Annotated in this window: 20 protein-coding genes; 9 read left to right on the top strand and 11 right to left on the bottom strand. The window is 51.1% G+C overall.

Features of this window, described 5'->3' with window-relative positions:
• Positions 1 to 28: 28 nt before the first annotated feature.
• Complete coding sequence (locus H6G07_RS04700) at positions 29 to 457, bottom strand: rubredoxin (RefSeq protein ID WP_084172903.1); 429 nt, start codon at positions 455 to 457, stop codon at positions 29 to 31.
• 320 nt (positions 458 to 777) lie between these two features.
• On the opposite strand from H6G07_RS04700, the gene ndhC reads away from it, so the two are divergent.
• The 5 genes from ndhC (at position 778) to H6G07_RS04675 (ending at position 6,354) form a co-directional block, all read left to right on the top strand.
• A complete protein-coding gene (gene ndhC, locus H6G07_RS04695; RefSeq protein ID WP_073607322.1) occupies positions 778 to 1,140 on the top strand; it encodes a photosynthetic/respiratory NAD(P)H-quinone oxidoreductase subunit C in 363 nt (120 codons plus the stop codon).
• Entirely contained in the window at positions 1,137 to 1,874 is a 738-nt protein-coding gene (locus H6G07_RS04690; protein WP_171972971.1) for an NADH dehydrogenase subunit K, read from the top strand. Before ndhC ends, H6G07_RS04690 begins: the two co-directional genes overlap by 4 nt.
• Complete coding sequence (locus tag H6G07_RS04685; protein WP_073607324.1) at positions 1,875 to 2,423, top strand: NAD(P)H-quinone oxidoreductase subunit J; 549 nt, start codon at positions 1,875 to 1,877, stop codon at positions 2,421 to 2,423.
• 605 nt (positions 2,424 to 3,028) lie between these two features.
• The gene (locus H6G07_RS04680; RefSeq protein ID WP_073607325.1) at positions 3,029 to 5,227 is read left to right on the top strand and encodes a GumC family protein; all 2,199 of its coding nucleotides are present in this window, start codon (positions 3,029 to 3,031) and stop codon (positions 5,225 to 5,227) included.
• Between the two features lie 17 nt (positions 5,228 to 5,244).
• Positions 5,245 to 6,354 carry a polysaccharide biosynthesis/export family protein gene (locus tag H6G07_RS04675; RefSeq protein WP_073607326.1) on the top strand — a complete coding sequence of 370 codons (1,110 nt, stop codon included), beginning with the start codon at positions 5,245 to 5,247 and terminating at the stop codon, positions 6,352 to 6,354.
• 840 nt (positions 6,355 to 7,194) lie between these two features.
• On the opposite strand, the gene H6G07_RS04670 is transcribed toward H6G07_RS04675, so the two are convergent.
• Positions 7,195 to 8,463, bottom strand: coding sequence for an O-antigen ligase family protein (locus H6G07_RS04670; protein ID WP_073607327.1), 1,269 nt, complete (start codon positions 8,461 to 8,463; stop codon positions 7,195 to 7,197).
• A 635-nt stretch (positions 8,464 to 9,098) separates the two neighbouring features.
• Between H6G07_RS04670 and H6G07_RS04665 the strand changes: the two genes are divergently transcribed.
• Positions 9,099 to 10,898 (top strand): ABC transporter ATP-binding protein, encoded by a 1,800-nt coding sequence (locus H6G07_RS04665; protein ID WP_338420680.1) that lies wholly within the window; start codon positions 9,099 to 9,101, stop codon positions 10,896 to 10,898.
• Positions 10,899 to 11,012: 114 nt separating this feature from the next.
• Here H6G07_RS04665 and H6G07_RS04660 read toward each other — a convergent pair whose 3' ends face one another.
• The 9 genes from H6G07_RS04660 to surE form a co-directional block, all read right to left on the bottom strand.
• Positions 11,013 to 12,164 carry a hypothetical protein gene (locus H6G07_RS04660; protein ID WP_139296933.1) on the bottom strand — a complete coding sequence of 384 codons (1,152 nt, stop codon included), beginning with the start codon at positions 12,162 to 12,164 and terminating at the stop codon, positions 11,013 to 11,015.
• A 71-nt stretch (positions 12,165 to 12,235) separates the two neighbouring features.
• Positions 12,236 to 12,979, bottom strand: a complete 744-nt coding sequence (locus tag H6G07_RS04655; RefSeq protein ID WP_073607330.1) for a precorrin-2 C(20)-methyltransferase — start codon at positions 12,977 to 12,979, stop codon at positions 12,236 to 12,238.
• Positions 12,980 to 13,030: 51 nt separating this feature from the next.
• Positions 13,031 to 14,989, bottom strand: coding sequence for a cation:proton antiporter (locus H6G07_RS04650; RefSeq protein ID WP_073607331.1), 1,959 nt, complete (start codon positions 14,987 to 14,989; stop codon positions 13,031 to 13,033).
• A gap of 66 nt (positions 14,990 to 15,055) precedes the next feature.
• A complete protein-coding gene (gene mltA, locus H6G07_RS04645) occupies positions 15,056 to 16,297 on the bottom strand; it encodes a murein transglycosylase A (RefSeq protein ID WP_242026633.1) in 1,242 nt (413 codons plus the stop codon).
• Positions 16,297 to 16,551 carry a hypothetical protein gene (locus tag H6G07_RS04640; RefSeq protein ID WP_073607332.1) on the bottom strand — a complete coding sequence of 85 codons (255 nt, stop codon included), beginning with the start codon at positions 16,549 to 16,551 and terminating at the stop codon, positions 16,297 to 16,299. The genes mltA and H6G07_RS04640 overlap by 1 nt, the downstream gene beginning before the upstream one ends.
• A 132-nt stretch (positions 16,552 to 16,683) precedes the next feature.
• A complete protein-coding gene (locus H6G07_RS04635) occupies positions 16,684 to 17,592 on the bottom strand; it encodes an AAA family ATPase (RefSeq protein ID WP_073607333.1) in 909 nt (302 codons plus the stop codon).
• 130 nt (positions 17,593 to 17,722) lie between these two features.
• Positions 17,723 to 18,760, bottom strand: coding sequence for a bifunctional riboflavin kinase/FAD synthetase (locus tag H6G07_RS04630; RefSeq protein WP_073607334.1), 1,038 nt, complete (start codon positions 18,758 to 18,760; stop codon positions 17,723 to 17,725).
• Positions 18,761 to 18,849: 89 nt separating this feature from the next.
• Positions 18,850 to 19,758, bottom strand: coding sequence for an MBL fold metallo-hydrolase (locus H6G07_RS04625; RefSeq protein WP_073607335.1), 909 nt, complete (start codon positions 19,756 to 19,758; stop codon positions 18,850 to 18,852).
• A 213-nt stretch (positions 19,759 to 19,971) separates the two neighbouring features.
• Positions 19,972 to 20,808 carry a 5'/3'-nucleotidase SurE gene (surE, locus tag H6G07_RS04620; protein WP_073607336.1) on the bottom strand — a complete coding sequence of 279 codons (837 nt, stop codon included), beginning with the start codon at positions 20,806 to 20,808 and terminating at the stop codon, positions 19,972 to 19,974.
• A 118-nt stretch (positions 20,809 to 20,926) separates the two neighbouring features.
• Between surE and pheS the strand changes: the two genes are divergently transcribed.
• The 3 genes from pheS to msrA all read left to right on the top strand — a co-directional run bounded on the left by pheS (position 20,927) and on the right by msrA (position 24,387).
• Positions 20,927 to 21,928: a phenylalanine--tRNA ligase subunit alpha gene (pheS, locus tag H6G07_RS04615; RefSeq protein WP_073607337.1), complete on the top strand. Its 1,002-nt coding sequence runs from the start codon at positions 20,927 to 20,929 to the stop codon at positions 21,926 to 21,928.
• A gap of 334 nt (positions 21,929 to 22,262) precedes the next feature.
• Positions 22,263 to 23,501 carry a Zn-dependent hydrolase gene (locus tag H6G07_RS04610; RefSeq protein ID WP_073607338.1) on the top strand — a complete coding sequence of 413 codons (1,239 nt, stop codon included), beginning with the start codon at positions 22,263 to 22,265 and terminating at the stop codon, positions 23,499 to 23,501.
• Positions 23,502 to 23,721: 220 nt separating this feature from the next.
• Positions 23,722 to 24,387 carry a peptide-methionine (S)-S-oxide reductase MsrA gene (gene msrA, locus H6G07_RS04605; RefSeq protein ID WP_073607339.1) on the top strand — a complete coding sequence of 222 codons (666 nt, stop codon included), beginning with the start codon at positions 23,722 to 23,724 and terminating at the stop codon, positions 24,385 to 24,387.
• Positions 24,388 to 24,679: the final 292 nt, after the last annotated feature.

Here is a 24,679-nt window from a genome sequence, read left to right as displayed (position 1 = left end):
AGGCTCTTCCCAAATAGCGCTTACGGCGCTATCTCAAGCCATAGAGGCTGATGAAAAACATAAACCCTACGGCCAAAGCGCCAAAAATTAAAATATTTTTCTGGCTAGGCGTCAACCGATTCACGCCCAGGCCATAGCTCAAATTTTCCTTGAAGCCAGAGGGAGAGTTAACTGGGCCAATATTGGCAAATCGCTTTTTCGGAGCGCTACACACTGGGCAGCGCCAGTTTAAGGGTAAATCTTCAAAGGCAGTGCCCTGAGGAATTTTAGCTCGGCTGTCGCCCTTGACCGGCTCGTAGGAGTAGCCGCAAGACCGACATTCGTAGCAATCCATCTCCTTAGGAGAAAGGATAACCACATCAGCTAGGCTGTCCTTAAGGCCGTCAGCCCCCTCAGGAGTAGCAGCCAGATCTACAGATTCAGGTGAATTAGCCGAAGGATCAGACTCAACACTCATAGGACTCACGCACCTTAAGTTCAATCAGAGCTAACCGGGATGGTTGAGAATTCTCCATGGACCGTCCTCTGTAGCCAAAGAGAGTTCACTGAAAACGAGCAGGGCAAAAATGCTCGTTGTAAACAATTATGACACAGTTGGGCCATCCAGTTTTTTGGCTAATCATGGGCTTAAGTTTGCGATCGCACAACCAATCTCCCATCGCCAAATCAACTCTGACCTTAGTTTCTCAGCCAAATTGCTCTAGAATACACCTGAAGCGCGTGGGCTGCTAAGTCTCAGACCGCACTGTGTGTATAGCCTTCTAGGGTGGTGAACCTGTGTTCGTCTTATCTGGTTACGAATATTTCCTAGTCTTCTTACTCATATCTTGTCTGGTGCCAGTAGCGGCCTTGACAGCCTCCAAATTGCTGCGTCCTGTTAGCCGAGGCCCTGCCCGCAGAACCACCTACGAATCGGGCATGGAGCCCATTGGTGGCGCATGGATTCAGTTCAACATTCGCTACTATATGTTCGCGCTGGTCTTTGTTATCTTCGACGTGGAAACCGTCTTTTTGTATCCATGGGCAGTAGCGTTTAATCAGCTAGGCTTGTTAGCATTCGTAGAAGCACTGATTTTTATTGCCATTTTGGTCGTCGGTCTTGTGTACGCTTGGCGTAAAGGAGCCTTGGAATGGTCATGATCCCCCCCTCAGCCACCGATCCGTTTTCTCTGGCCCCAGGGGAAAAGCTCGCCAATCCTTCAGCACTGCCTGCTGTAACCCACGGGCTATCTGAGAACGTCATTTTGACTACGGTTGATGACCTTTACAACTGGTGTCGGCTATCCAGCTTGTTTCCCTTGCTCTACGGCACAGCCTGCTGCTTCATCGAGTTTGCAGCGCTAATTGGTTCTCGGTTTGACTTCGACCGCTTTGGATTGTTGCCCAGAGCCAGCCCTCGTCAAGCCGATCTAATCATTACTGCTGGCACTGTCACCATGAAAATGGCTCCTGCTCTAGTGCGACTCTACGAGCAAATGCCGGATCCTAAGTACGTGATTGCGATGGGAGCCTGTACCATCACAGGCGGCATGTTTAGCACTGATTCTCCTTCAGCCGTGCGTGGTGTCGACAAGCTCATTCCTGTCGATGTTTATATCCCTGGCTGCCCTCCCAGGCCGGAGGCAATCATTGATGCAATCATCAAGCTTAGAAAGAAAGTGGCTACAGAGTCTATGCAGGATCGGGCTTACACCCTGCAAACCCATCGTTTCTATGAGCGCAGTCATCAGCTCAAGGCAGTGCCTGCGATTTTAACAGGTCAATACCTACAGACAGGCACTCATACGGTGCCGCCCAAAGAACTCATGGAAGCTATGGGAATGCCCATGTCTGAAACTGTAGCGGAGCTGACTCCCGAGAATAATGAGGTTTAAATGGCTGAAGAAGACTCCAAAGCATCATCCCCGCAGCCGGAGTCTACCGGTGAAGCGACAGCGCCTCTAGTAGAGGCAGGGGCTGTGTCTGGTTGGTTAACCGAAAATGGGTTTGCCCATGGGCTCATGCCCCGCGACCATCTGGGAATAGAGATAATTACGGTAGAACCGCAGTTTCTCATTCCAATTTGCACTGCCCTATACGCCTATGGCTTTAATTATCTTCAGTGCCAAGGAGCCTACGATGACGGCCCGGGCAAAGACCTGGTGAGCTTTTACCATTTGGCAAAATTAGACGACAGTATCGACACCCTCGAAGAAGTTAGGGTTAAGGTATTTTTGCCTCGCAATAACCCTCGAGTACCATCGGTATATTGGATCTGGAAAGCAGCTGATTGGCAAGAGCGAGAAAGCTATGACATGTATGGCATCGTTTATGATGGCCATCCAAACCTGAAGCGACTGCTCATGCCTGAAGACTGGGTGGGCTGGCCGCTGCGTAAAGACTATATCTCTCCTGATTTCTACGAGCTTCAAGATGCCTATTGAGGCTTGAACATTAGGTTCACATGTGTAAGGCGATCGCAAAAGGTGGTTAACTGTTACCCTGCAAACTTTTTGTCTCGCTTGCAACCAAGATTGTGAATTTAATGACGTTCAAGAGACAGCCTGATGGCATAAAACATCAGGCTTTTTTCTAGTAGCTATCTACCCGCTGCCGATCTTGCTCGCACTCAGTAGAATTTAAAGAGCATTCGGGAGATAAACAGCCTAGGCCGATGATTAAGTGAATAAATCAGCAACAGCAAGTTCCTGATGAGCCTTGAAGATCACAGAATCGTCATTATTGTTAAGACAGTACTAGGCAGCTCGATGCGCCTTCCCCCGCCGCTGCTTTCATAGGATATGCTTGCGTAAAGGGTTTAAGCGTCTATATTAAATTACACAGGTAGCTGTAGGAGTCGTTGACTCATTATTCAAACCTACCAGCGTTCACTACTAGGGCGACTTAGATATTTTCACGTAATGTGATCGACCGCAGGCTAGAGTCTGTAGTCCAAGCAATCGAGTTGTCTAGGTGGAATGGGGCAGTAGCTTACCGCCTTGCGTAAGTAACCAGACTGTTTTCAGGCGTATCTCACTTCTATTCGTCTATGACTAACAAGACCTACCAAGATTACGTTGAAGAAATTGACCTACAACGCTACTGGCTCGTTCTAAAACGACGTTGGTTGCCAGCGACTCTTGTGCTAGGCACCTGTATGGCAGGTTCGGTGCTCTTCGCCTTGACCCGGGATCCGTCTTACAGCGCGGAAGGCAGCATACTGGTCAGGCCAGACCTGACTCCAACACTAACTGGAGTAGGGACTGACATTAGAGAACTGCCGCTCTCGGTGAACAACCTGCAGAACCAGAGTTCTGTTGTGCTGTCGACTGCGGTTATGGAGTCTGTCATTGACAATCTGGGTCTTACGGACGATGACGGTTTACCTTTGAAGCCAGCGGACTTAAGCACCACCCTCAAAGTGGAGTCCGCAGAGCAGGCGGATATCTTACAAATCTCCTACAGCTCCGATGATCCCAATGAGGCGGCTAGCGTTGTCAACGCAGTAATGGACGCCTACCTAGAGCGAGACATTCTCAGCAATCGCTTAAAAGCAGCTACAGCTAGAGAGTTCATTGAGCGGCAATTGCCTATTGCTGAAGCTGATTTAGACCGCTCGGCCGCAGCGCTGCAACAGTTCAAGGATGCCAATGGCATTGTTGTTCTTGAAGACGAAGCGGTGGTAGCCGTGACGGCGATCGCTGAATTAGACACCCAGATTCGCGATGTATCGTCTACTCTCGCCAGTGCCAACACTCAGGCAAGCGAGTTGCAAGAACAATTAGCAATTCCCCTAGAGCAAGCCAAGCGCATTGAAACCTTAAGCCAATCTACGGCTGTTCAGCAAGCATTAACCGACTTGCAGCTAGCCCAAGCTGAGTTGGCCAGTCAGCGCAGCCTCTATCGAGAGACTCACCCTACAGTTATTAACCTAGAGCGTCGAGTAGAGTCGCTACAAAGCCTGCTTAGTGAACGAGTTGAAGACATCGTAGGGACAACTGCGCTAGCGAGTCTCGGTAATCTGCAGATGAGTCCTCTAGATCAGCAGCTCACTACAGAGTTGGCTACGGCAGTCGTAAACCGCTCTAGTTTGGCTAGTCAGTTGCAAAGTTTAGTTGAATCTCGGAATCGTTATGCCGAGAGAATTCAAGCATTTCCAGCTCTTGAAAAGCGCCAGTTGGAATTGACTCAGCGCCTTCAATCAGCTCAGCTAAACTATGAAAATCTTTTAGCAGCCTTTCAACAAACTCAGTTAGCCGAAAACCAAACCGTTGGTAGTGCCGAAATTTTGGAAAGGGCCGAACCTGCGGAGGACGCTGGCAGCTTACTGGTTCCAGCCCTTGTGTTGGGAACTTTCCTAGGCGGTTTACTTGGGATTGCCTGTGCCTTCTTCCTAGATTTAGTCGATAAATCGGTCAAAACCGCTAAAGATGGCGAAATGCTGCTCGGCTACACCCTCATCGGTCTAGTTCCTAAGTTTCGCACTAGACCTGAAAGTGAAGGTTCCGCAGCTTACCTTGCTGGTAGACTTGACCGCTCTGCTTATGTTCCAGCTTTGGATAGAGACCAACCCATGGTCTCGGCAGCTTTTCAAATGCTTCAAGCGAATCTAAAGTTCACCAGTTCTGACACCCCTCACCGCATCATTGCTGTAACCAGTTCAGTGTCAGAAGAGGGTAAATCTGCGGTCTCGGCTAACTTAGCTGCAACTTTAGCCCATTCCGGTAAACAGGTATTGCTTATTGATGCCGATCTGCGATCTCCATCACAACATCACATTTGGGACGTCATTAATCGGGCTGGCCTAAGTCAAGTGCTGATTAGAGAAGAAACTCAACAAGATGTTATACACCAAATTTCTGAGAATCTAACTCTTATGACGGCTGGGGCTCTTCCCCCTAACCCCCTAGCTATCCTCGATTCTGAGCGTATGGCGGATCTACTTCAACAGATGAAACGGCAGTATGACTATATTTTGATTGACACGCCACCGCTGCTTGGGGCTGCGGATGCAGCGGTGCTAGGGCGCATGGCTGACGGTGTCTTGTTAGTACTAAGACCTAGAAAAGTAGATTCTGCAAACGCACTAGCAGCGAAGTCTTTCTTAGAAAGATCTCAGGCAAATGTCCTAGGCGTAGTCGCTAACGGCGTAGATATCAATAACGAGCACGGTGACTATGTTTCTCGCATTAAGGCAGGCGAGTATGGCAAGACAACTCTCTCAGAAATGCAGACAACGGTTCGTTAGATTTATCGCTTAAGACTATGAAACTAGATAAACGTTCTATTGCGCTAATTTCGCTCTCAGCTGCATTAGCTCATAACTGTCTATGGAGTTTTGGGGTAGTACATGCTCAACAATCGACGGAATTTAATGCTCCGATCATCGATCTCCAAGCTTCGCAAGCTCCTGGAAACTACATTCTAGGAGCTGGTGATCAAGTTGCTATTGAAGTCTTCGGCTATGAGGAATTTACTGGTTCACGGGTAGTTTTGCCTGATGGTACAATGCCTTTTCCCTTTCTAGGGTCTATTCGAGCAGCCGGAAAAACTGTCGATAACTTGTCCGAAGAAATTACTCAAGGTCTTAATGCCTATCTGGTAAATCCAGTCGTCAATGTTAGCTTAACGGCGCTACGTCCAGTAGTTGTAGATGTGGCAGGTGAGGTTTATCGTCCTGGGCCTGTACAGCTAAGTAGTTTAACCTCAGCTGAAACCCAACTGGACGTAAACGCCCGAATTACAGCATCTACAACAACACCAACTTTATCCTCTGCCCTAGTGTCTGCTGGTGGGATACGCCGTACAGCAGACATCCGGTCGGTTATTGTCCGACGACAATTGCCAAATGGTCAGGTGCAGGATATTTCTGTCAACCTATGGGACGCAATCGTCAGTGGCGGTCAAGGCAATAATTTGGTGCTTAGAGATGGAGATTCTATCTTTGTACCTAAAGCACAGCCCGGTGCTGAGATTGATCAGTCTTTGGTAGCCAGTTCAAGTATTGCCCCAGACAATGTTCGAGTACGCGTTATTGGCGACGGCGTAGTCCAACCAGGAGAAGTACAGATACAGCCAAACAGTTCGGTAGCGGGTGCGATCGCTGCTGCTGGTGGCCCTAATTCTGATGCGGCTTTAGGAGAAGTTCGCCTAGTACGCCTTTCAGAGACAGGTCAGGTTGAAGAACAAAGAGTAGATCTTTCTAGTTTGGTAGATAACTATCAAGTCCAGGATGGAGATGTTATTTTAGTACCGAAAAAAGGTTATCTAGTCGGTATTGACAACATTAATCGGGCCTTGTCTCCAATTCTGGCTCCTTTGGGTGGCATTCTTAATATTCTAGATGTCTTCAACATATTTGATAATAATGACTAGATAAGTATGTTGAGCCAGGTTTGATTGCAGCAGCAAACTCTGTTAATTTAGGGATGCTAGTAGATCATCTGTTGGCATTCCAATTAAAGTCACTCTATTAAACCTAAACTCCTTGTTTCATAAGCAAGGAGTTGTTTTTTATAATGGCTATTCATAAAGACAATGTTTTACCGTTCATTAAAATGCAGCTATTTACGGAAAAACTTGTAAGAGATCCTCTATCCCTCTCTTAAGAAGTGAAGGATAGCTGCAAACCTTATTCTCCGGCGTTAGTGTCCAAGTTTTGTATTTATTAGACAGTTAACGTGGAAAACTCAAAATTTAACTGTCAAAAAAATAGACTCTTTAGTTAATACATAACCTTATTTGCTATACCAATATTAAGAACGTTGTTGCTCAATTCTCATTTTAGGGAAATGTTTGAAAAGTCTTGTCTCTTATAGCAAGAGTGGAGAATCCCGTATCCTTTGAGAAGCCGTAAACGTCTATGAAAAGGGAACTTTTACCCCTCTTTTTTAAGGGTTATGGGGAATCGGTAAGTGACTAAAACTACAGCACATTACTTTGAACTGCCCTCTTAGTCTGACTAATAAATACACTGTTAAAGTGTTGAGCAGTTTTTAAGATAGATACGAGTCAAATCATTTTTAATGTCATTCGTCAAACGGTTATGGAATTAGCATTTTGGGCTGAATGTGTCATAAGACTTAGTATCTGTAAGTTAGCCTATTTTTAATTTAAAAAATAGACTGCTGCAAAGGCATTACGTAGTTTGCTGTGTAATACCTTTAAGTTTCCTAGGCTAAAAATACAACATTGTCAGCGCTCAATAGGAATGATCTAGTCTTTAGATGCAAGAACCTTTGGAGTTAGAGAAAAAGCTAAGATAATTAAAATGATCCAATACAGGGTCGTCAGACGAGCGAGATAACTTTCAAAGGTATTGAACAGAATAAGCATCGACAAAAATAAAAGAGGCCACAAATAAGCCGCTTCTTTCTTATCATAAGCAAGCCTTGCTGCTCTAACATAGGTTATAAACCAGGTAACACAAAAGAAAGAGAAGCCGATCAAGCCAACATCTAGAATAAGATCTAAAAAGCCGTTGTGCGCGTGTGGTGGAACGTGATATGCAAAGGATTCAAACCCAGTTGTTAAAGCTGGTGAATCCCAAAAAATACCCCTGCCATAGCCAAGATATGGGCTGCCTGGAATTTTTGAATTAATAACTAGATGCCAGATGAGCGTTCGTGTAGATAGCGTAGGATCTCTGTCGAAGAAATCAAGGATATCTACCCAGTTAGAAAATAAAGTATAAAAGAAGCTAACTGAAACTAGCACAAATAAGACACCTAGCAGAACCGAGCGTTTACCCAGCCAAGCAAAACGACGATAAAAAATCGTTAGTATCAGCCCTACAAAAGAAAGAGTTAATGCTGTAACAGAACTGCTGACGAGTAACGCCGCAAAACATCCTCCGAGAAGTATTAATGCCCATCGCTGCTTCTCTCTAGCATAATTAGCTAACATATAGAGAGCTATGAGCGTCATTGTTGAGTGCGCACCAAACTGATTTTTTTGTGCGAATACGCCTTTCCAGCTTCCAATAAAAGGACCCGCCGTATGACGCCCTACTCCCGGCATCGCGATTGCTAAGGCCACGCTCTCTAAGAAAACTATGACTAGAACCCATAGAATGATCTTAAATTGCTGTTCTAGCGTAAATCTAGAGGCAATATAAAGACTCAGCAAAAACATAGGAAGAAATTCTTTCCATATGGAGTCTATTGTGACTGATGGGTCGTAAGACCATAAAAAGGAAATAGACGTAATAAAAATCAAACCCAGCGCCCATTTGTTACTAAGGGCTGTCTTGAGCGTTTCTGTGGGGCGCAGTGACAATAACAGCAAAACAACTGCATAAGCAGCGTATCGAATCAAGGTAAGAATTGATTCTGGAATAACGGGAGATTTGGCGAGATCTACTCCAAACCCAAAAGCTCCGGCAAAAAACAATAGATAGAAAACTGCAAAGCATGTCTCCGCAAAGTCAATCTGTTTTCCGGAGACTACGGTGTTGCCGTTAAGGGTAAGTCTTTGAGCTTGCATGGCATCAGTGCTTAAACAAAGAAGCGGGAACAAATATCAGCGTTTTACGTCGCTATACCACCACAAAGCTTTTGGGAGCTATGCTAAATGTAATTATATTAGATGTAGGCAAGCCCTGCCCTTTTCCTGGATGTGCTTTATATAGTGAGGCCTAGGCACAAACATTTGATGAAATCTTACGGTTGCAAGTCCTAGCCTGCATGAAAATCCACAGTTTTCCCTTTAGCAATAGCCTGTTGGGGTGAAATTCTATTGATGAGTGTAGGAATTATTCTGGACTGACTTTCTCTGACAATGCAAAATCTCTGCGAAAAAATCCTCTGACGACAAAATTGTAGAGGTGGGAAGATGAGATGAAGCTTTCTTAAAGTATTTTCTAACATCATAAATAATTTGCTTGCTAAATCTATTCTTCCGTCATTATGGGTACTATAGTAGTGGGCATAGAGAGATCAAAATACTGATTGCTAGAAAAATGAAAGCTACTAACAGTCGACGCTAATTAGGTAAAAAATGTGACTAAGTTAAACAGTAGAGCATTGGTGTTACCCAATAATTAGGCTAAAGGGTTTGTGGGGCGCTTTTGCTCGACTAATTTAACTACAGAGTTTGGCAGTTGTTTTGAGGGAGAGATGGTGGGTTACTTTCAGAAATTTCTTTATGTTTTTTCCGGGCATCAGCGACAACTGATCTGGCTGGTTGGTATTTTTCTTGTCACATCTCTGTTGGAGGCCTTTGGTATAGGCTTGATTGGCCCTTTCTTGAATTTGGCTGGTGATCCAGGAAAGGTAGTTCGAGAAAGTAATACCTTTAGCAGAATCTATCAAGCCTTTGGATTCGGCAGCTTAGAAAAGCTAGTTCTGTGGTTTGGAATATTTATCATTGTAATATTTTTAATAAAAGGAGCTATTTACTTTCTCAGTAAGCGCTATTCTTACAAGGTTCTTTTTGATCAGAGGGCGGCTGTTCAGGAGCGTCTTTTCAATACTTATCTGCTTGCTCCTTACGACTTTCATCTGACCAGAAATACTGCGGATTACATTAATAAGATAACCAACGAGACGCACCGATTCTGCTTTATGGTTTCTTTGCCAATGGTAGAGTCAGTTTCTCATATTATTGTGGTTGCCACACTTTTAGTGTTAATGGCAAAGACGAATGTTTTATTGTTGACGGTTTCGTTGGCTGCTCTTCTACCCGCTTTTGTAGTCTTCTCTTTCTTAGTAAAGCGACTGAAGCAATGGGGTAAACTATCGACCATTGCTCGCGAAGAGACCATTAAGGCTGTCAATCACGGGTTGGGAGGCATTAAGGAGACACGAGTCTTTGGGTGCGAAAATTATTTTCGCAAGGAATTGGAAGAGCATGTACATGAGGAGGCTCGAGTAGAGATTCTTTTTCAGAGCGCTCAATTTGTCCCTCGCACAATGATTGAGACTCTGTTGATAACAGCTATCGTCGGATTTGTCTGCGTCTCTCAACTACTTATAGGGCAAGATTTTCAGTCAGCAATTGCAAGCATGGGTGTATTTGCCGTTGCTTCCTTGAGATTGATTCCGGCCGCCAGTAACTTGGCAGAATGTATCGGTAGGTTGCGGAACTCTGCTCATAGCTTAGATATGATGTACCTAGACCTTAAGGAGATTGAGAATAACGAGTTGAGCAAGTACGATAATTCTTCTTCGCTCACAACCTCTTCCCCCCATCCTGACAAAAAGTATTCCTCTGACTTTTCTAACAATCTGCAAATTTCCGACATATTTTATCAGTACCCTAGTTCTCCTAAACCTTCCCTGGTGGGCGTTTCTATGGAGATTAGGCGAGGAGAATCTATTGGGCTTATTGGTCAGTCAGGGGCAGGAAAAACAACTCTAGTGGATGTTATTTTAAGCCTTCTGGTTCCTCAGAGTGGTGATATTTTTCTCGATGGAAAATCAATTTATAGTGATCTATCAAACTGGAGAAGGCTAGTCGGTTATATACCTCAGTCTATCTTTTTGACTGACGACACTATTGAGAAAAATATTGCTTTTGGAGTTCCTAAATCTGAGATCGATAGTGAACGTTTGTGGTATGCAATCAAAGCAGCTCAGCTAGAAGAGTTGGTTCACGACTTGCCAAACGGCATTGATACTGCAGTGGGTGAGCGTGGAGTACGTCTTTCCGGCGGACAACGCCAGCGCATTGGCATTGCCCGCGCCCTTTATCATCAGCGAGAAATTCTCGTGTTAGACGAAGCGACTTCTGCTTTAGACAATGAAACAGAGCGATTGATTAGCGAATCGATCAGGGCTTTAGCTGGCTCTAAGACTCTGATAATCATTGCCCATCGGTTATCAACAATTGAGCACTGCGATCGCATCTATGTTCTCGATAAAGGCACAGTAGCGCGATCGGGAACCTACGCTGATGTCGTTCTCGCTCCTCAAAAATAGATAAATCCTAATTGAACGAGTCCCAGTGAGATTTCCTCAATTTTGCTGGGACTTGTTTAATTAAATTGCTAGGCGCTGAAGACCAGTTTCAACAGCTCGACCATCTAAAAACTCTTACTCAGCGGTTGAGTTATTGGGTTCTTCTGATGCACCTGTACGCGATTGCAGGAGAGCCTCACGACTGATGCAGTTTTGGTCGTCGTATTCTACTTCTACCGTGACCTGATACAAAGTATTAGCTGCCAACGTGTCGTTATCACTTTGTTGCTGAAGGTTTTGAAGTGCCTGTTCGGCGGCTTGGTTTAAGAACGGGTAACCTGTACTTTTTAGGACTGTCGTCCATAGTTCAAGGCTGTCGCTAGTTTCACCGGGTAAGCCGACTACCCCCAGTAGCCCATCGGCAGGCTCAGGAGATAGGCAGAGGCGACCGCTGTAGGGAACTTTGAGAACGATGGGTTCAGCAACTTCGGCGACCCCATCTCCTAATTTTTCTTGAACAGATTGTAGCCAGGCTGCCTTGGCAATTTCGACTTCACTGGCGCTGGTTTGGGCTTCGTTAAACTCGACCCGAGCTAGCAGTTCATTCGCTGGCTCGGTTTCTTGCCCGTCTGGGGGGGTGCCAGGGTTTGTCGGGTTTAGTGGAGTACTGCTGCTCTCAGTGCTCTGCTCAGCGCCTTGGGTTGATTCCAAATCAGCGGCACTATTTTCGGTTGTCTCTTCTGACGGCCCGGCAGTTGGTGTTGAAGCTGCTGGGGATGCAGTATCTCCAGCGGGAGGCCCAGCCGGGCGACGGATCGCGCCTCTGTTAGGTGACGCGGGGAAAGGGGTACGGCGAGGGGACAGCGTTATGGAGGAGCGGCCTGGGGAGGTATAGGGTGAGATACCTGAAGGGAAAGGGTTGGAGGGCAATCTAGGGGCAGGGATCGCCAAGGACGCACCGAAGTCTGAGCCGGGTTCAAGGGGTAGACTGCTGCCTGAGGGAGGAAGCAAACTAAACAAATCGTCTCCGCCGTCCAAAGAATAGGCGGGGGTTGAAAAGTCGGGCAGACGATTTTGCTCCTCGGGGGTAAGCTCAATTAAAGGAACCCGACGCTCTTCTGAGTTTGAATCGCTTTCTCCCATGGCGGTGGCGCTTAGGCTGGAAAAGGAGGGGCCAGCTGCAAACAGCACGACGTGAAACCCTAAGGACAATAGCGCTGCTATCCACTGGGGTTGACGGGCGGTTTTGAGCAGTTGGTTTAGCCTGGGCGCGTTAGGTGAATTCATGCCGTACTGTGCTGTTTGCGATCGCTAAGATGTATTGACTTGACCCTATACATCTGGGTTCCTAGTCCTCTCTAGGGTAGCGGATTTGCCCCCGACCTTATGACCATCAGCGAAAAGTACGGTAGGTCTAGATCGGGGTATGGTGTGAGGGGGCGATAGACCGTCTGGGTGGACTGGGTGGCATTGACAATGACCCAGCTATGCGCCAAGAGATGACGCTGCTGTAGCAACTGCCAAACCTGGTTATAGACTGACCCCACCTTGAGCAGCACCACGACATCCGCCCAGGCCAAAATAGCGTCTAGCTCATCCACTGTATAAAGAGCAGGCAGTATGACTAGCTTGTCTGATTGCACCGTAAGCGGCAACCCAAGGGCGCTGACCGCTGCCATCGGTGAGCAAATACCAGGAATACGGTTGATTTGTGCGGCTGGGTACCGACGCTCAAGGCTCAAGGCCAGGTAGTTGAAGGTGCCGTAAAAGCTGAGATCGCCTTCACAGGCAAACACTACGTTTTGACCTTGGCTGAGACAGTGCCAGACGCGATCGCCCGCCTGCTGCCAAGCGCTAGTGAGCTGGTCGGGGTCGAAGATGTAGGGAAACTCAAGCGGCAGTAGCTGTTGCTGCCCCAGATGGGGCGCGATGATAGTCTGGGCCAAACCGGGGCGACCGCTGCGCCCCTGGGGAAAGGCCACAACCTCAGCCGCCTGAAGACACTTGAGCGCTTTGAGCGTAATTAAGTCAGGGTCTCCAGGGCCAACGCCGATGCCCGTCAGCGTACCGAGCGCTGAACCGTGAAGTGAGTTAGAAGCCATAAGGTCGATGCAGATGAAGACTGGAGCGTCATAGCGTTAAAAGAATCCAGCTTATCTAGAATCTGACGAAACTGGCCCTTCAGACACGAGTGTTGCTGCTATGGCAGTTTCTGCTAAAGACTCCTTTGGCGCTGGGGGCACGGCCTCGACCACGGGCAATGTCTCTAGGGTGAGCCGAGTTGGCTGAATGCCGCCCGCAAGCTGTCTGAGCAGTTTGGGTTTGGAGTCATGCCAGAGGTAAATGAGGCGATCGCCCACCTCCCACCGGTCTTGCCCTAGGGCAACTCGCAGCGCATCGTCGCGCTCCACCAGCAGGGGCACCAGGGCACCGTTGTCCACCAGCGTAGCTAGGTGAGCCTGTTGAAGCTGACTATTCTCTTGCCGCAGCCAGGTCTCGCCCAGGCGCACCTCCCCATCGCTGAGGTAAGCATTCCACTGCCTAAGGGCTAGGCGAGGGGTTTGCGCTCCCTTTAGCTGTCCCTGATTCGGCAGATCGCCCAAGCTCTTTTCTTGAGGCACCACCGCCACCACTCGAGCCGGTTGAAATTCCTCCAGTGCCCGCTGCGCTACTACAGCATTGACTTCGCCGTTTTTGGTCATGGCCAGAAAAGTGCCGGCTTTATCCAGACCCGCTCGTTCTAAGACATCGCGATCGAGGGCGCTGCTAATCAAAAGCTCAATGCCCTCCTTTTCGGCAGCATCACAGGCGGCATCGTTAGTGTCTATGATGACTACCGGGTCGCCGTATTCCTTGATCAGGCGAGCGATTAACAAACTGAGCGGGCTGCACCCGACAATTACGGCTCCTACCGCTGCCGCCTTGGTAATGCCCAGCCAACCCGCTACGAACCGAGCGGTCAGCCCCTGCACCATCACCGTCATAATGATGGTGAGAAACACCAGAGCCTTGATGGCTTCTCCCCCACTGATGCCCCGCTCAGTCAGCAAAATAGCAAACAGAGAGGCCACCGAGGCCGACACAATGCCGCGGGGGGCAACCCAGCCTAAAAACAGCTTTTGACGCCAGTTCAAATCGCTGGAGCGGGTGCACAGCCAGACATTCACTGGGCGTACTACCACCATCAGCATTAGCACCGTCAAAACCGCTCCTTGACCCAGGGCAAACACGCTGGCAATTGACAGGTCTGCCGCTAGCAAAATAAACAGTACCGACACCGCCAGCACCGTCAGCTGTCCCTTAAACCGACGCAACAGCCGCTCGTCGGGCACCGACAGCCAGCGCACCATCATGCCTGCTACTACGGCAGTCATTAGCCCTGCCTCACTACGAATGCTCTGGGCCAGCCCAAATAGGCCCCATAGCCCTGCCAGCACAACGAGGTTGCGCAGATCTTCTCCCAAAAAGCTGGCCTGCTTCAGCAAAAGACCCATCAGGCCGCCGCCGACTATGCCAATCAGCGTGCCAATGCTCAATCGCAAAATCAAGCCGCCAACCACTGTAGTGGGATCGGCGTCCCCGTTGAGAATAATGTCGAGCACCACTACCGCTAGGATGGCTCCAATCGGATCAATCAGCACGCCTTCGCCCTCTAATAGGGTGGCTACCTTGCGATCGACCGCTACCTGACGCAGCAGCGGCCCGATTACGGTAGGGCCAGTCACCACTATCAGCGAAGCGTAAAGAAATGCTAGCGACCAGGGAAACTCTCCCAGCCAGTGGGCTGCCATACCACCGCCAATCAGGGTGACAAAGATACCGATAGTAACCAGGTTGCGCAGACTGTTCGACACCTGGCCGAGTTCACTCAACTCTAGGCTTAACCCGCCCTCAAAGAGAATTAGCGCCACGCTAAGGGCCACAATGACCTCTAGCCCAATGCCTAAGTCTTGAGGATGGAGTAACCCAATGCCATCTGGCCCCAAACCAATGCCAAACAGCAGCAAAAAAATAATGCTGGGAACCCTGGCTACTTCCCCAATGACCTGCGCAGTAACTCCGGCCAGCACCGTGAGCACAATCTGTAGGGTGAGGGCAAAGGAAGTATCCATAGGCCTATAGGGTAACACTCCAATTGCAGCAAACCTCAGGGAACAGCGCTAAATAGCACTGACCTCTCAGGGCCGTAACAGCAGGTAATATAAGCGCCCTGTCGTGTTGATCCGTCCAGCTAGCTCCCCAGCTTGGCTACCCGACCCCACGTACAAATCGACCCGTCCAGGGCCTTGAATGGCCCCGCCGGTATCTTGGTCGAGTACCAGTCGGGTGGTGGGTTGGCTAGTCCATTCGCCCTGGGGCGTTTGCTGGGGTAGTGCCAGCTGAATGGCCGCGATCGCCCCTGGTGGCATCAGTAACTTATCGGTAGCGATCGAATAGCCAGCCGTCACCGGCACACTCAGGCTGCCTGAAGGTGGCCCATCGCTGCCCTCGCGAAAAAAGATGAACCGCTCATTTTGTGGCAAATAGTGATTCAAATCTGCGGGATGCTCTTCAAAGTAGGCCAGCAGATTGGGCAACGAAAGACTATCTGGGGCGATTTTGCCGTCTTCGACCAGGGCACGACCAATGCTGGTGTAGGGATATTCAGTACGACCCGCATAGCCCACTGACATAACTCGACCATCGGTGAGTTGCAGCTTGGCCGAACCCTGCACCTGTACTAGAAACGCCTCTAATCGATTGGCCAACCACACCAGTTCTAAACCAGCGAGGGCACCCTGCCCACCGGCCAAGCCATCTGCGCCCTCCAGCTCTAGACGGGTTGGGTGGGGTTGAGGCCAAGCATCCAGGGTCGGAGGACGCTGGTAGAGGGGGTAGCGATACTCGGCAGTGGGAACCGCGCTGGCTCGATACTGCGGCTCAAAGTAGCCCGTGTAGGCAACGGTGCCCTCGCCATCAGCGCCCACCGATTCATAAAGGATAAATTCTTGCCTGAGGCCCGCTTGAAAAGCTTGATTGCTGGGGCTAGTGGCGACTAGCTGCCGCAGCCGTTGCAGACTTTGCCACACGCGATCGCGCGTGATGCCCGGCACCCGATAAGCCTGATAATCGGCTGCCGCCTTGGGCGTTGCCAGGTAGGTCAGGCTATGGTTAATCGCCTCGATCAACGCTTGACGGTCATCGGGCAGCACAAGTTCAGCCCAGAGAGAATCTTCCCCATCCCCGATCAGTGGTCTCAGGGGCAGAGCCGTTGAGGGCTGGGCATCAGCAGAAAGATCGGCAACGAGTAGATCCTGAGCGTCGCCCCGCTCAACCGCCAGCGAGAGCGATCCGCCGCTCTGAACCATCAGAAAGGCTACCGTCGCCACACCTGCTGTGAGCAACCGAGTATTTGTGCTTGCCTTACCCCAACCAGCCATTAATACCGCTCAACGCTAGAGCTAAATACCGGCTCTACCCGAATCGCACTGACTCGGGACGGACGGATGACCATATATTCGCCAGGATTGACCTTAGGCAGGGGCACGGTAATGAACTCATCGGAGGTGGCCTTGGGCATCAATTCGCCGCTATACCACTTTTGGAAATCCTGAATGGAAGAGAAGCGTACCTCTTCGTGGTGGCCGCCATCCAACAGCATGTGAATGATGTACTCACTGGGCGTTCTTGGCATAGGAAATTGCGATCCTTCAGTTCACCGCCCTTATTATGGGCTGTTTGGCCGTAAAAACTACCATTCTCTCCAGGGGAATTTTGGTTGACCTGGTTTCGCAAAAGCGGCACAGCATCTTCAATGAGCACGGCTTTACGGAATTGGCGTGGTTTCAAGCAGGTCAGCCACTAGCCGCTGCGCCCGATGGTGGCCCGCCGGAATCAGACGATGGGCCAACACGTGGGGGGCCAACTGCTTGGCATCGTCAGGGATGGCATAGCTACGCCCTTCTAGATAGGCCAGAGCCTGAATCGCTTTGTGAAACGCCACCGAGCCCCGAGGGCTGACCCCGAGGGTAATGTCGCTGTTGGTGCGGGTGGCCCGCACGAGGTCGAGGATATAGCGCTGCAGCGACTCTTCTACCGTGACTCGGGCACATTCTGCCCGCAGCGCCATGACCTCATCTAGGGTGATACAGGGCTGAATGTCGTGGGGAGAGGTTCCACCCCCAAGACGCTGGAGCATGCTCAGCTCTTCGCTCTCAGTCGGGTAGCCGAGGCTAAAGGAGAGCGCAAAGCGATCCATCTGGGCCTCGGGGAGGGGAAAGGTGCCCTGGTATTCCACCGGGTTTTGGGTTGCAATCACAAAAAATGGGGCTGGCACGGGGCGGGACAGGCCGTCTAGAGTCACCTGGTGCTCTTCCATCACCTCTAGGAGTGCCGACTGGGTGCGGGGGGTGGCTCGGTTGATTTCGTCAGCCAGCAGAATGTTGGCAAACACCGGCCCCGGCATAAACTGAAACTCGCCGCTGTTGGGATTCCAGATATTGGTGCCGGTCACGTCGGTGGGCAAAAGGTCAGGCGTGCACTGAATGCGCTGAAATCGACCATCGATACAACGGGCCAGAGATTTGGCCAGCAGAGTCTTGCCGACCCCAGGCACATCCTCCAGCAGAGCATGCCCGCCTGAAAACAGCGCTACTAGCACCAACCGAATGGAGTCTGATTTGCCGACGATGGTTTTGTCTAAATTCTGAACTAGCGTTTCGATCCGCTCGCGCATGCTGGTGACCCCTGCTATACCAAGTCTGGCTGGCAACTGCGGTTTACCTGTAGGAAAACCGTTACCTCTGGACGTGACTTAAGTGTGTTTAGGCCTATGATGCCCCGATCGCGCCCCAACTGCCTACCGGCTATCGCGCCAGTTCGCCTAGCGCCTGTTGGCAATCGCGTTGAATTTGGGTCTTGAGATCGTCAAGACTGCCAAATTTTTGCTCGGGCCGTAGAAAACTATGTAGATGTACCTCTAGCGTTTTGTCGTAGAGATTGCCCTCCCAGTTAAGCAGGTGGACTTCAGCGGTGAGTGCTGCTCCCTTCACCGTGGGGCGGGTGCCCAGGTTCATCACCGCCGGTACGAGGGGATAAGGGGTCTGGGTTGCCCCATGCACCCAAACGCTGTAGACCCCAGTCTGAGGCAGAAATTTCTCGGTGGGCAATTGTAAATTCGCCGTGGGGAATCCAATCGTTCGCCCCAATTGCTGCCCTTTAACCACCCGACCAACCAAGCTGTAGGGTCGCCCCAGCAGCGCTTTGACCGTATCGAGATCGGTGTTGGCCAAGGCCTGGCGAATGCGAGAGCTGCTAATGCGATCGGCACCTAAATCAACGACGGGAGCAATGTGCACCTGAACTCCATAACAGGCAGCTAGTGCTTTCAAGTCATCTACGGTGCCCTGACGTTGCTTGCCAAAGCAAAAGTCTTTGCCCACGCTGATGTGCTGTACCCGCAAATACTTGACCAGCAGGGTTTCCACAAAGTCTTCGGGCGACAGATTGGCCAAGGCTTGGTCAAAGGGCAGGAGCACCAGTTGACCAATGCCCAAGCGGCTGATCTGGGCCGCTTTCTCAGGTAAAGGCGTCAGGAGCGACCGAGCTTTCCTGGCAAAGAACTCCTGCGGATGCGGGAAAAATGTCATCACGGTAGGAATTGGGGTCGCCGCTGGCTGAGAGTTGGCGGTCGGCAAGCTGAGTTGAGTTCTCTGGCGATGGCTCAACCCTCGCAGTGACGCTTCAGGCAGCGGCAAGTTGACAGGCGGCTCGCCTTGACCCTGATTTCCTAAGGGCACTACCGAGCGAATGACGGCCTGATGCCCTAGATGGACGCCATCAAAATTCCCCAAGGCGATCGCCGTTGGAGTAATAGCTGTTGTAAGCGAAGATGTAATCCACACGCTTTACATTTTTACACAGTCTGTAAGGCTCAACCTAGCGGAGAAGCAATTGAACTAGTGCCAGGTTCGGAGTGAATCAGGGCAAGGGATCAGGAGTAATTCCCTAGAGCCTTAGTACCAATAGCTTTCGACGGCAGAGTAGTGCGGGCGGCAGTCAGATCAAGCACCATGCCTTCTTTGGCCACCACTGCATTGGGGAATACTGCCTTAGTTTGAACCGCCACCTGATCCATAAAGTCATCGTCGTGGGCGGGGTCGTGGTGGAAGATGACTAAGGTCTTGACTCCAGCCGCCTTGGCGACCTTCACGGCTTCCTGCCAAGTGGAGTGGCCCCAGCTAACCTTGCTCGATTTGGGGTCGTGGTACTCGTCGTCGGTATAGGTGGCGTCGTAGATCATGACATCAGCATCGCGGGCCAGCCACACCGCGTTGTCGTCTAGGCGATCGGGGTAGTGTTCGGTATCGGTAATGTAGGCGGCCACCTGATTTTGCCAGGTGACCCGATAGCCCACCGCTTCGCCAGGGTGGTTGAGCAGGGCGTTTTCAATTTTGATGTCGCCTATGTGTAGGGTTTCGCCCACTTCGATGTCGCAGAATTTGAGGTCGGCCCCCATGACCTGGAGCGGCACCGGAAAGTTGGGGTGCAGCATCTGGTCGTTGAGGCGCTGCTCAATGGTGGAGCCGTTAGGGGCGATCGCACCGTAGATATTAAACCGATTGCCCCGCACAAAGGCCGGGACAAAAAAAGGAAACCCCTGGATATGATCCCAGTGGGAGTGGGTAAAGAACATGTTGGCCTCGACGGGCATTTCGGCCAGCAATGACAGCCCCAGCTCGCGCAAACCAGTCCCCCCGTCAAAAATCAGGCGATGCCCCCCGACCAACATCTCGACACAGGAGGTGTTGCCGCCGTAGCGCACCGTAGACGGCCCTGGGCAGGCAATGCTCCCACGCACGCCCCAAAAGCGGACTAAAAACTGCTCAGTAAGCTCAGCCATGAATCTCTCGGGGATGGGAAAGCATGGAATATCAGGCTAGAAATACGAATGCGCCTTGGGATAGAGCACAACCTGAGATTTCTTCAATAGTAATGAACTCTAATCAAAATGATCAGGGTGGAGCGCCCCCTACCTAGAAGATCTCAGCGTGCTCCTAGATGCTTTGGGCTCAGTGTGCCCCGAAGCGCCATGAGATTTACGGTAAACTCTATTTTACTCTAACCGCTCTGGCAGTAGCAGCCGCTGACCCTGAGCTAAATCTAACAGATCGCCTATGGCCGTCAGGTTGTATTGCAGCGGTGTAACCGAAATATAGCGATCGCGAATGGCCTGCACATCGGTCGGGATAGCCGCCATCGCCTGGGTCAACTCAGGCGGCCAGCCTTGGTTAGGCAAAGGATCCTCGATGTCTTCGACGGCTTCTCCCGCCAGCCAGTAGTAGGTTTTGCCCCGAGGGTCGAGGCGTTTTTCAAACTGGTCGAAATAGCGGCGAATGCCCTGGCGGGTAATTTTGGCCCCTTTGATCTCGGCTGCCGCTACCGCCGGTACATTGACATTGAGCAGCATGGGGCGCGCTAGGGGGAAGCGATCGCGATCGGCCAGCAGGCTACAAATAAAGTCGGCGGCGGGGGCAAAGCTGCCCTGGGTAAAGCTGGTCAGACTGACAGCGATTGCCGGAATGCCCTCCATTACCCCCTCCATCGCCGCCGACACCGTCCCGGAATAGACCACATCGGTGCCCAGGTTAGCGCCGTGGTTAATGCCGGAGACCACCACATCTGGAGGCGTTGTCATCAGCGCCCCCAGGGCCAGCTTGACGCAGTCGGCGGGGGTGCCAGAGCAACTCCAGGCCTCAATGTCATCTTTAAACACCGACTCGATCATCTCAGCGCGAATCGGCTTGTGCATCGTCAGCCCGTGACCCGTGGCCGATCGCTCGCGATCGGGGCACACCACCGTGACCCGGTGCCCCGCCGCTGCTAGGGCAGAGGCCAGGGTGCGCATGCCCAGGGCAAAAATGCCGTCGTCGTTGCTGATCAGAATATTCATGACTGTTCCCCTGCCACACTAAAATAGTCAAAGCCCAAAGCTAGCCTAGAGCGCCAAGGTATCGCCCAGAGCTAGCCGGGTTAGCCTCCCTATATTGTTGTTGCACCCTACACCCAGAATGACCGCCGCACCCACCTCGCTCGAAACCGACCTGATGGCCATGAAAGAGGCCGCTAGGAGCGCGATCGCCGCCGCCGCCACCCTAGACGAACTAGAGCAGCTGCGCATAGGCTACCTGGGCAAAAAAGGCCAGCTCTCTAAGGTTTTGGGAGGCATGGGCAAACTCTCCGCCGAAGAGCGTCCCCGCATCGGTGCGTTGGCCAACGAAGTTAAAGAACTCATTCAAACTCAACTCGACCAGGGTAAAAGTGCCCTGGAGACCGCTCGCATTAAAGCTCAACTGGCTACTGAAACCCTGGATGTCACCATGCCCGGCATCTTCCAGCCCCAGGGCCGCATTCACCCCATTAACAGCATCATCGATCGCATTGTCGATATTTTCGTGGGTTTGGGCTACACCGTCGCCGACGGCCCCGAAATTGAGACCGACTACTACAACTTTGAAGCCCTCAACTTTCTGCCCGACCACCCGGCCCGCGACATGCAGGACACCCTGTACCTGCCCAACGGCCATCTGATGCGCACCCACACCTCTAATACCCAAATCCGCTACATGCAGGCCAACGAGCCACCGCTGCGGGCCGTAGCTATTGGCCGCTGCTATCGCCGCGACACGGTAGATGCCACCCACGCTGCTGTGTTTCACCAGATCGAATTCTTCGCGGTGGATACCGACATTACCTTCACTGACCTGCGAGGCACAATCAAGGTGTTTTTAGAGGCGCTCTACGGCGAGATTCCCGTACGGTTTCGGCCCAGTTTCTTCCCGTTCACTGAGCCCTCCGCCGAGGTCGATGTAGAGTGGCAGGGCAAATGGCTAGAGGTGCTGGGCTGCGGCATGATCGACCCCAACGTGCTGAAATCCGTCGGCTACGACCCTGAGATTTATAGCGGCTTCGCGGCAGGGCTAGGGGTCGAGCGTTTAGCTATGGTTCAGCACCAAATCGACGACATTCGCCGCCTTTACACCAGCGATCTGCGGTTTTTACGGCAGTTCTAAATACCCGCTACCCCTGGCCTGTTTAGGGGCAAGCTAGGGGTAGCTGACCCAAGTTCTTAAATAGCTGATGTGCCCCTAGCTCAAAGATCCGATTGTCTGACAGTTCATGCATTCCGACATGACAGGTCGCCGAGCTGATCTCAGCGTTACTGTTGCGGCTTTATGGAACCCTTTTGGCCATCATTCCACAGAACGTTCTCTCTAAACAGAACTCCGAAAGTCTTTGTATACAATGGACTGTATACAGAAGCGTCACGGTTATGTGATGGTCTGTAACGTTTTGTGGAGTCAAACGTTTTATCTCTTCATTAAACTCGCCCTTAACTGAATACCCATGGCTCGTCTACAGACCCTTAGCATCAATGGCAAGCGACTCAATCAAAGCATCGACGACCTGGCTCAAATTGGGCAGCTCAACAACGGTGGCATTTGCCGATTGGCCTTTAGCTCAGAAGATTTTCAGGGACGCGAGCTGGTGCGACGATGGATGGTAGAAGCGGGTTTGAGCACCTGTATTGACACCGCTGGCAACCTGATTGGTCGCCGCAGTGGTCGCACCAACGCTCCAGCGATCGCCACCGGTTCCCATATCGATACCGTGCCCTGTGGCGGTAAGTTTGACGGCAACCTGGGTGTGCTAGCGGGGATTGAAGTAGCCCGTACCCTTCACGAAAACAACATTACCCTCGACCACCCCTTTGAGGTAATTGTGTTCGCTGATGAAGAAGACACCATGGTTGGGGGCCGTGCCATGGCCGGCACTGCCTCACTCAATGCTGCTGACTACCACCGCAAAGATGGCCGCCCCATCGACGAGTGCGTCAACGCAGCCGGGGGCAATTGGGATCAGCTCTCTCTCTCTCAGCGCACTCGCGACGACATCTGCGCCTTTGTCGAACTCCACGTCGAACAGGGTGGCGTGCTCGAAATGGCTCAAAAACAAATTGGCGTAGTGCAGGGCATTGTGGGCATGCAGCGTTACCAAATCCACATTACCGGGCGGCCCAACCACGCTGGCACTACCCCGATGGATCAGCGACAGGATGCCTTGGTGGCAGCAGCTCAGGTGGTACTGGTGGTGAATCGCCTGGGCAAGCGCCCTCCGGCCCAGCAGGTAGCGACGGTGGGGGCGTTGCAAGTGTGGCCCAACGCTGACAACATCGTGCCTGGGCAGGTGCAGTGTAGCGTTGACGTGCGCGACCTCAACCAGCACGTGATTAACGATCTAATCGACGATTTGAGAGAAGAACTGCGGCTGATTGCTCAAAACACCGGCGCCCAGATCGAGATCGTGCCCCAGCTCAATGTGGCCCCCAGTCCGGCAGCCGATCATATCCAATCTGTTATTGCTGAGGTCAGCAACAACTTAGGTCTGAGCCACATGCCGATGCCCAGTCGGGCTGGGCACGATGCCCTTGAAATGGGTCGCTTTACCGATATGGGTATGATCTTTGTGCCCAGCGCAGGTGGCTTCAGCCACTCTGAGGTAGAGTACACTACCCCTGAGGAATGTGTTGACGGGGCCAACGTGCTGCTAGAAACGGTGTTGAGGCTCGATCGCCACTATCGCTAAACTCTTAAGGAGTTGGCGCAGCTAGAGATAGGGTTAGCGGTTCATCAACCTCCAAAATTCACTAGTGCCTGAACCGCAAAGGTTTGGGCATTTTTGTGTTGGACTGCGATCGCCCATTCCCTCCGATCTCAAAGGCTGGAGACACTTCCTCTCTCAGGAAATACCAAGGTGTTGACGTTATAGTTGAGTTAGTTCTTCTACACAAACTGCAAACATTCCTATGGTTTTCTTCGGTTTAGGCAAAGGCAAAAAGTCAGAGATGCCCGCTCCTAACGAGGCCCTGCCGGGTCGAGCCACAACCATGCCCGTGCCTGAAAAGCACTATGTCAACGGCAACCGCATGGCCCCTCCTTTCCCACCTGGCATGGAGCTAGCTCTGTTTGGTATGGGCTGCTTTTGGGGAGCCGAGCGCAAGTTTTGGCAGCTAGAGGGTGTTTACTCTACCTCGGTTGGCTATGCCGCTGGCTATACCCCCAACCCCACCTACCAGGAAGTGTGCTCTGGGCTGACTGGCCACAACGAAGTGGTGCAGGTCGTATTTGACCCTAAAAGAGTTAGCTACGAGCAAGTTCTCAAGACATTTTGGGAAAATCACAACCCCACCCAAGGTATGCGCCAGGGCAACGACGTCGGTACCCAGTACCGCTCAGGTATATACGTGTACTCTGAGGCCCAGCGTCAGCTAGCAGAAGCCTCCAAGCAAGCCTATCAAGTCGCGCTCAATGCGGCTGGCTATGGCCCCATTACTACGGAGATTTTGGAGGCTCCAGAGTATTACTACGCTGAGGATTACCACCAACAATATTTGGCTAAAAACCCAGGTGGCTATTGCGGCTTAGGGGGCACCAGTGTAGCTTGCCCAGTGGGCTTAGCCGTAGAGCACTAGAGCTGTCTAAGCCGCTAATTTCTTAAATCATCCCTGATCATGTATGGCCGAGAAAACGTGCTGATACTGACATGATCAGGGCTTTTTTTGGGCAAACTACGTATAGGCAAACCCTGTTTTCCTATTAGAGGTCAGTGAGTGCTGATCTGAGCGTTCTAAAAACACTAAACTTTTGAGAAAAAGCTTGGTAGGTCTATCTCGTGGATAAAATTCCCTGCAAGCGATTGCATTGTTAATGCAAGGCTTACTCTTTTCAATAATGACTTCACAGCAAAATAAATTTTAACTTGGC

The sequence above is a fragment of the Phormidium tenue FACHB-1052 genome (genome assembly GCF_014696675.1).
GTDB classification, from domain to species: Bacteria; Cyanobacteriota; Cyanobacteriia; order Phormidesmidales; family Phormidesmidaceae; genus Nodosilinea; species Nodosilinea tenuis_A.
The sequence above is the reverse complement of the archived record's forward strand: the minus strand, read 5'-3'. Positions and strand labels throughout refer to the sequence as shown.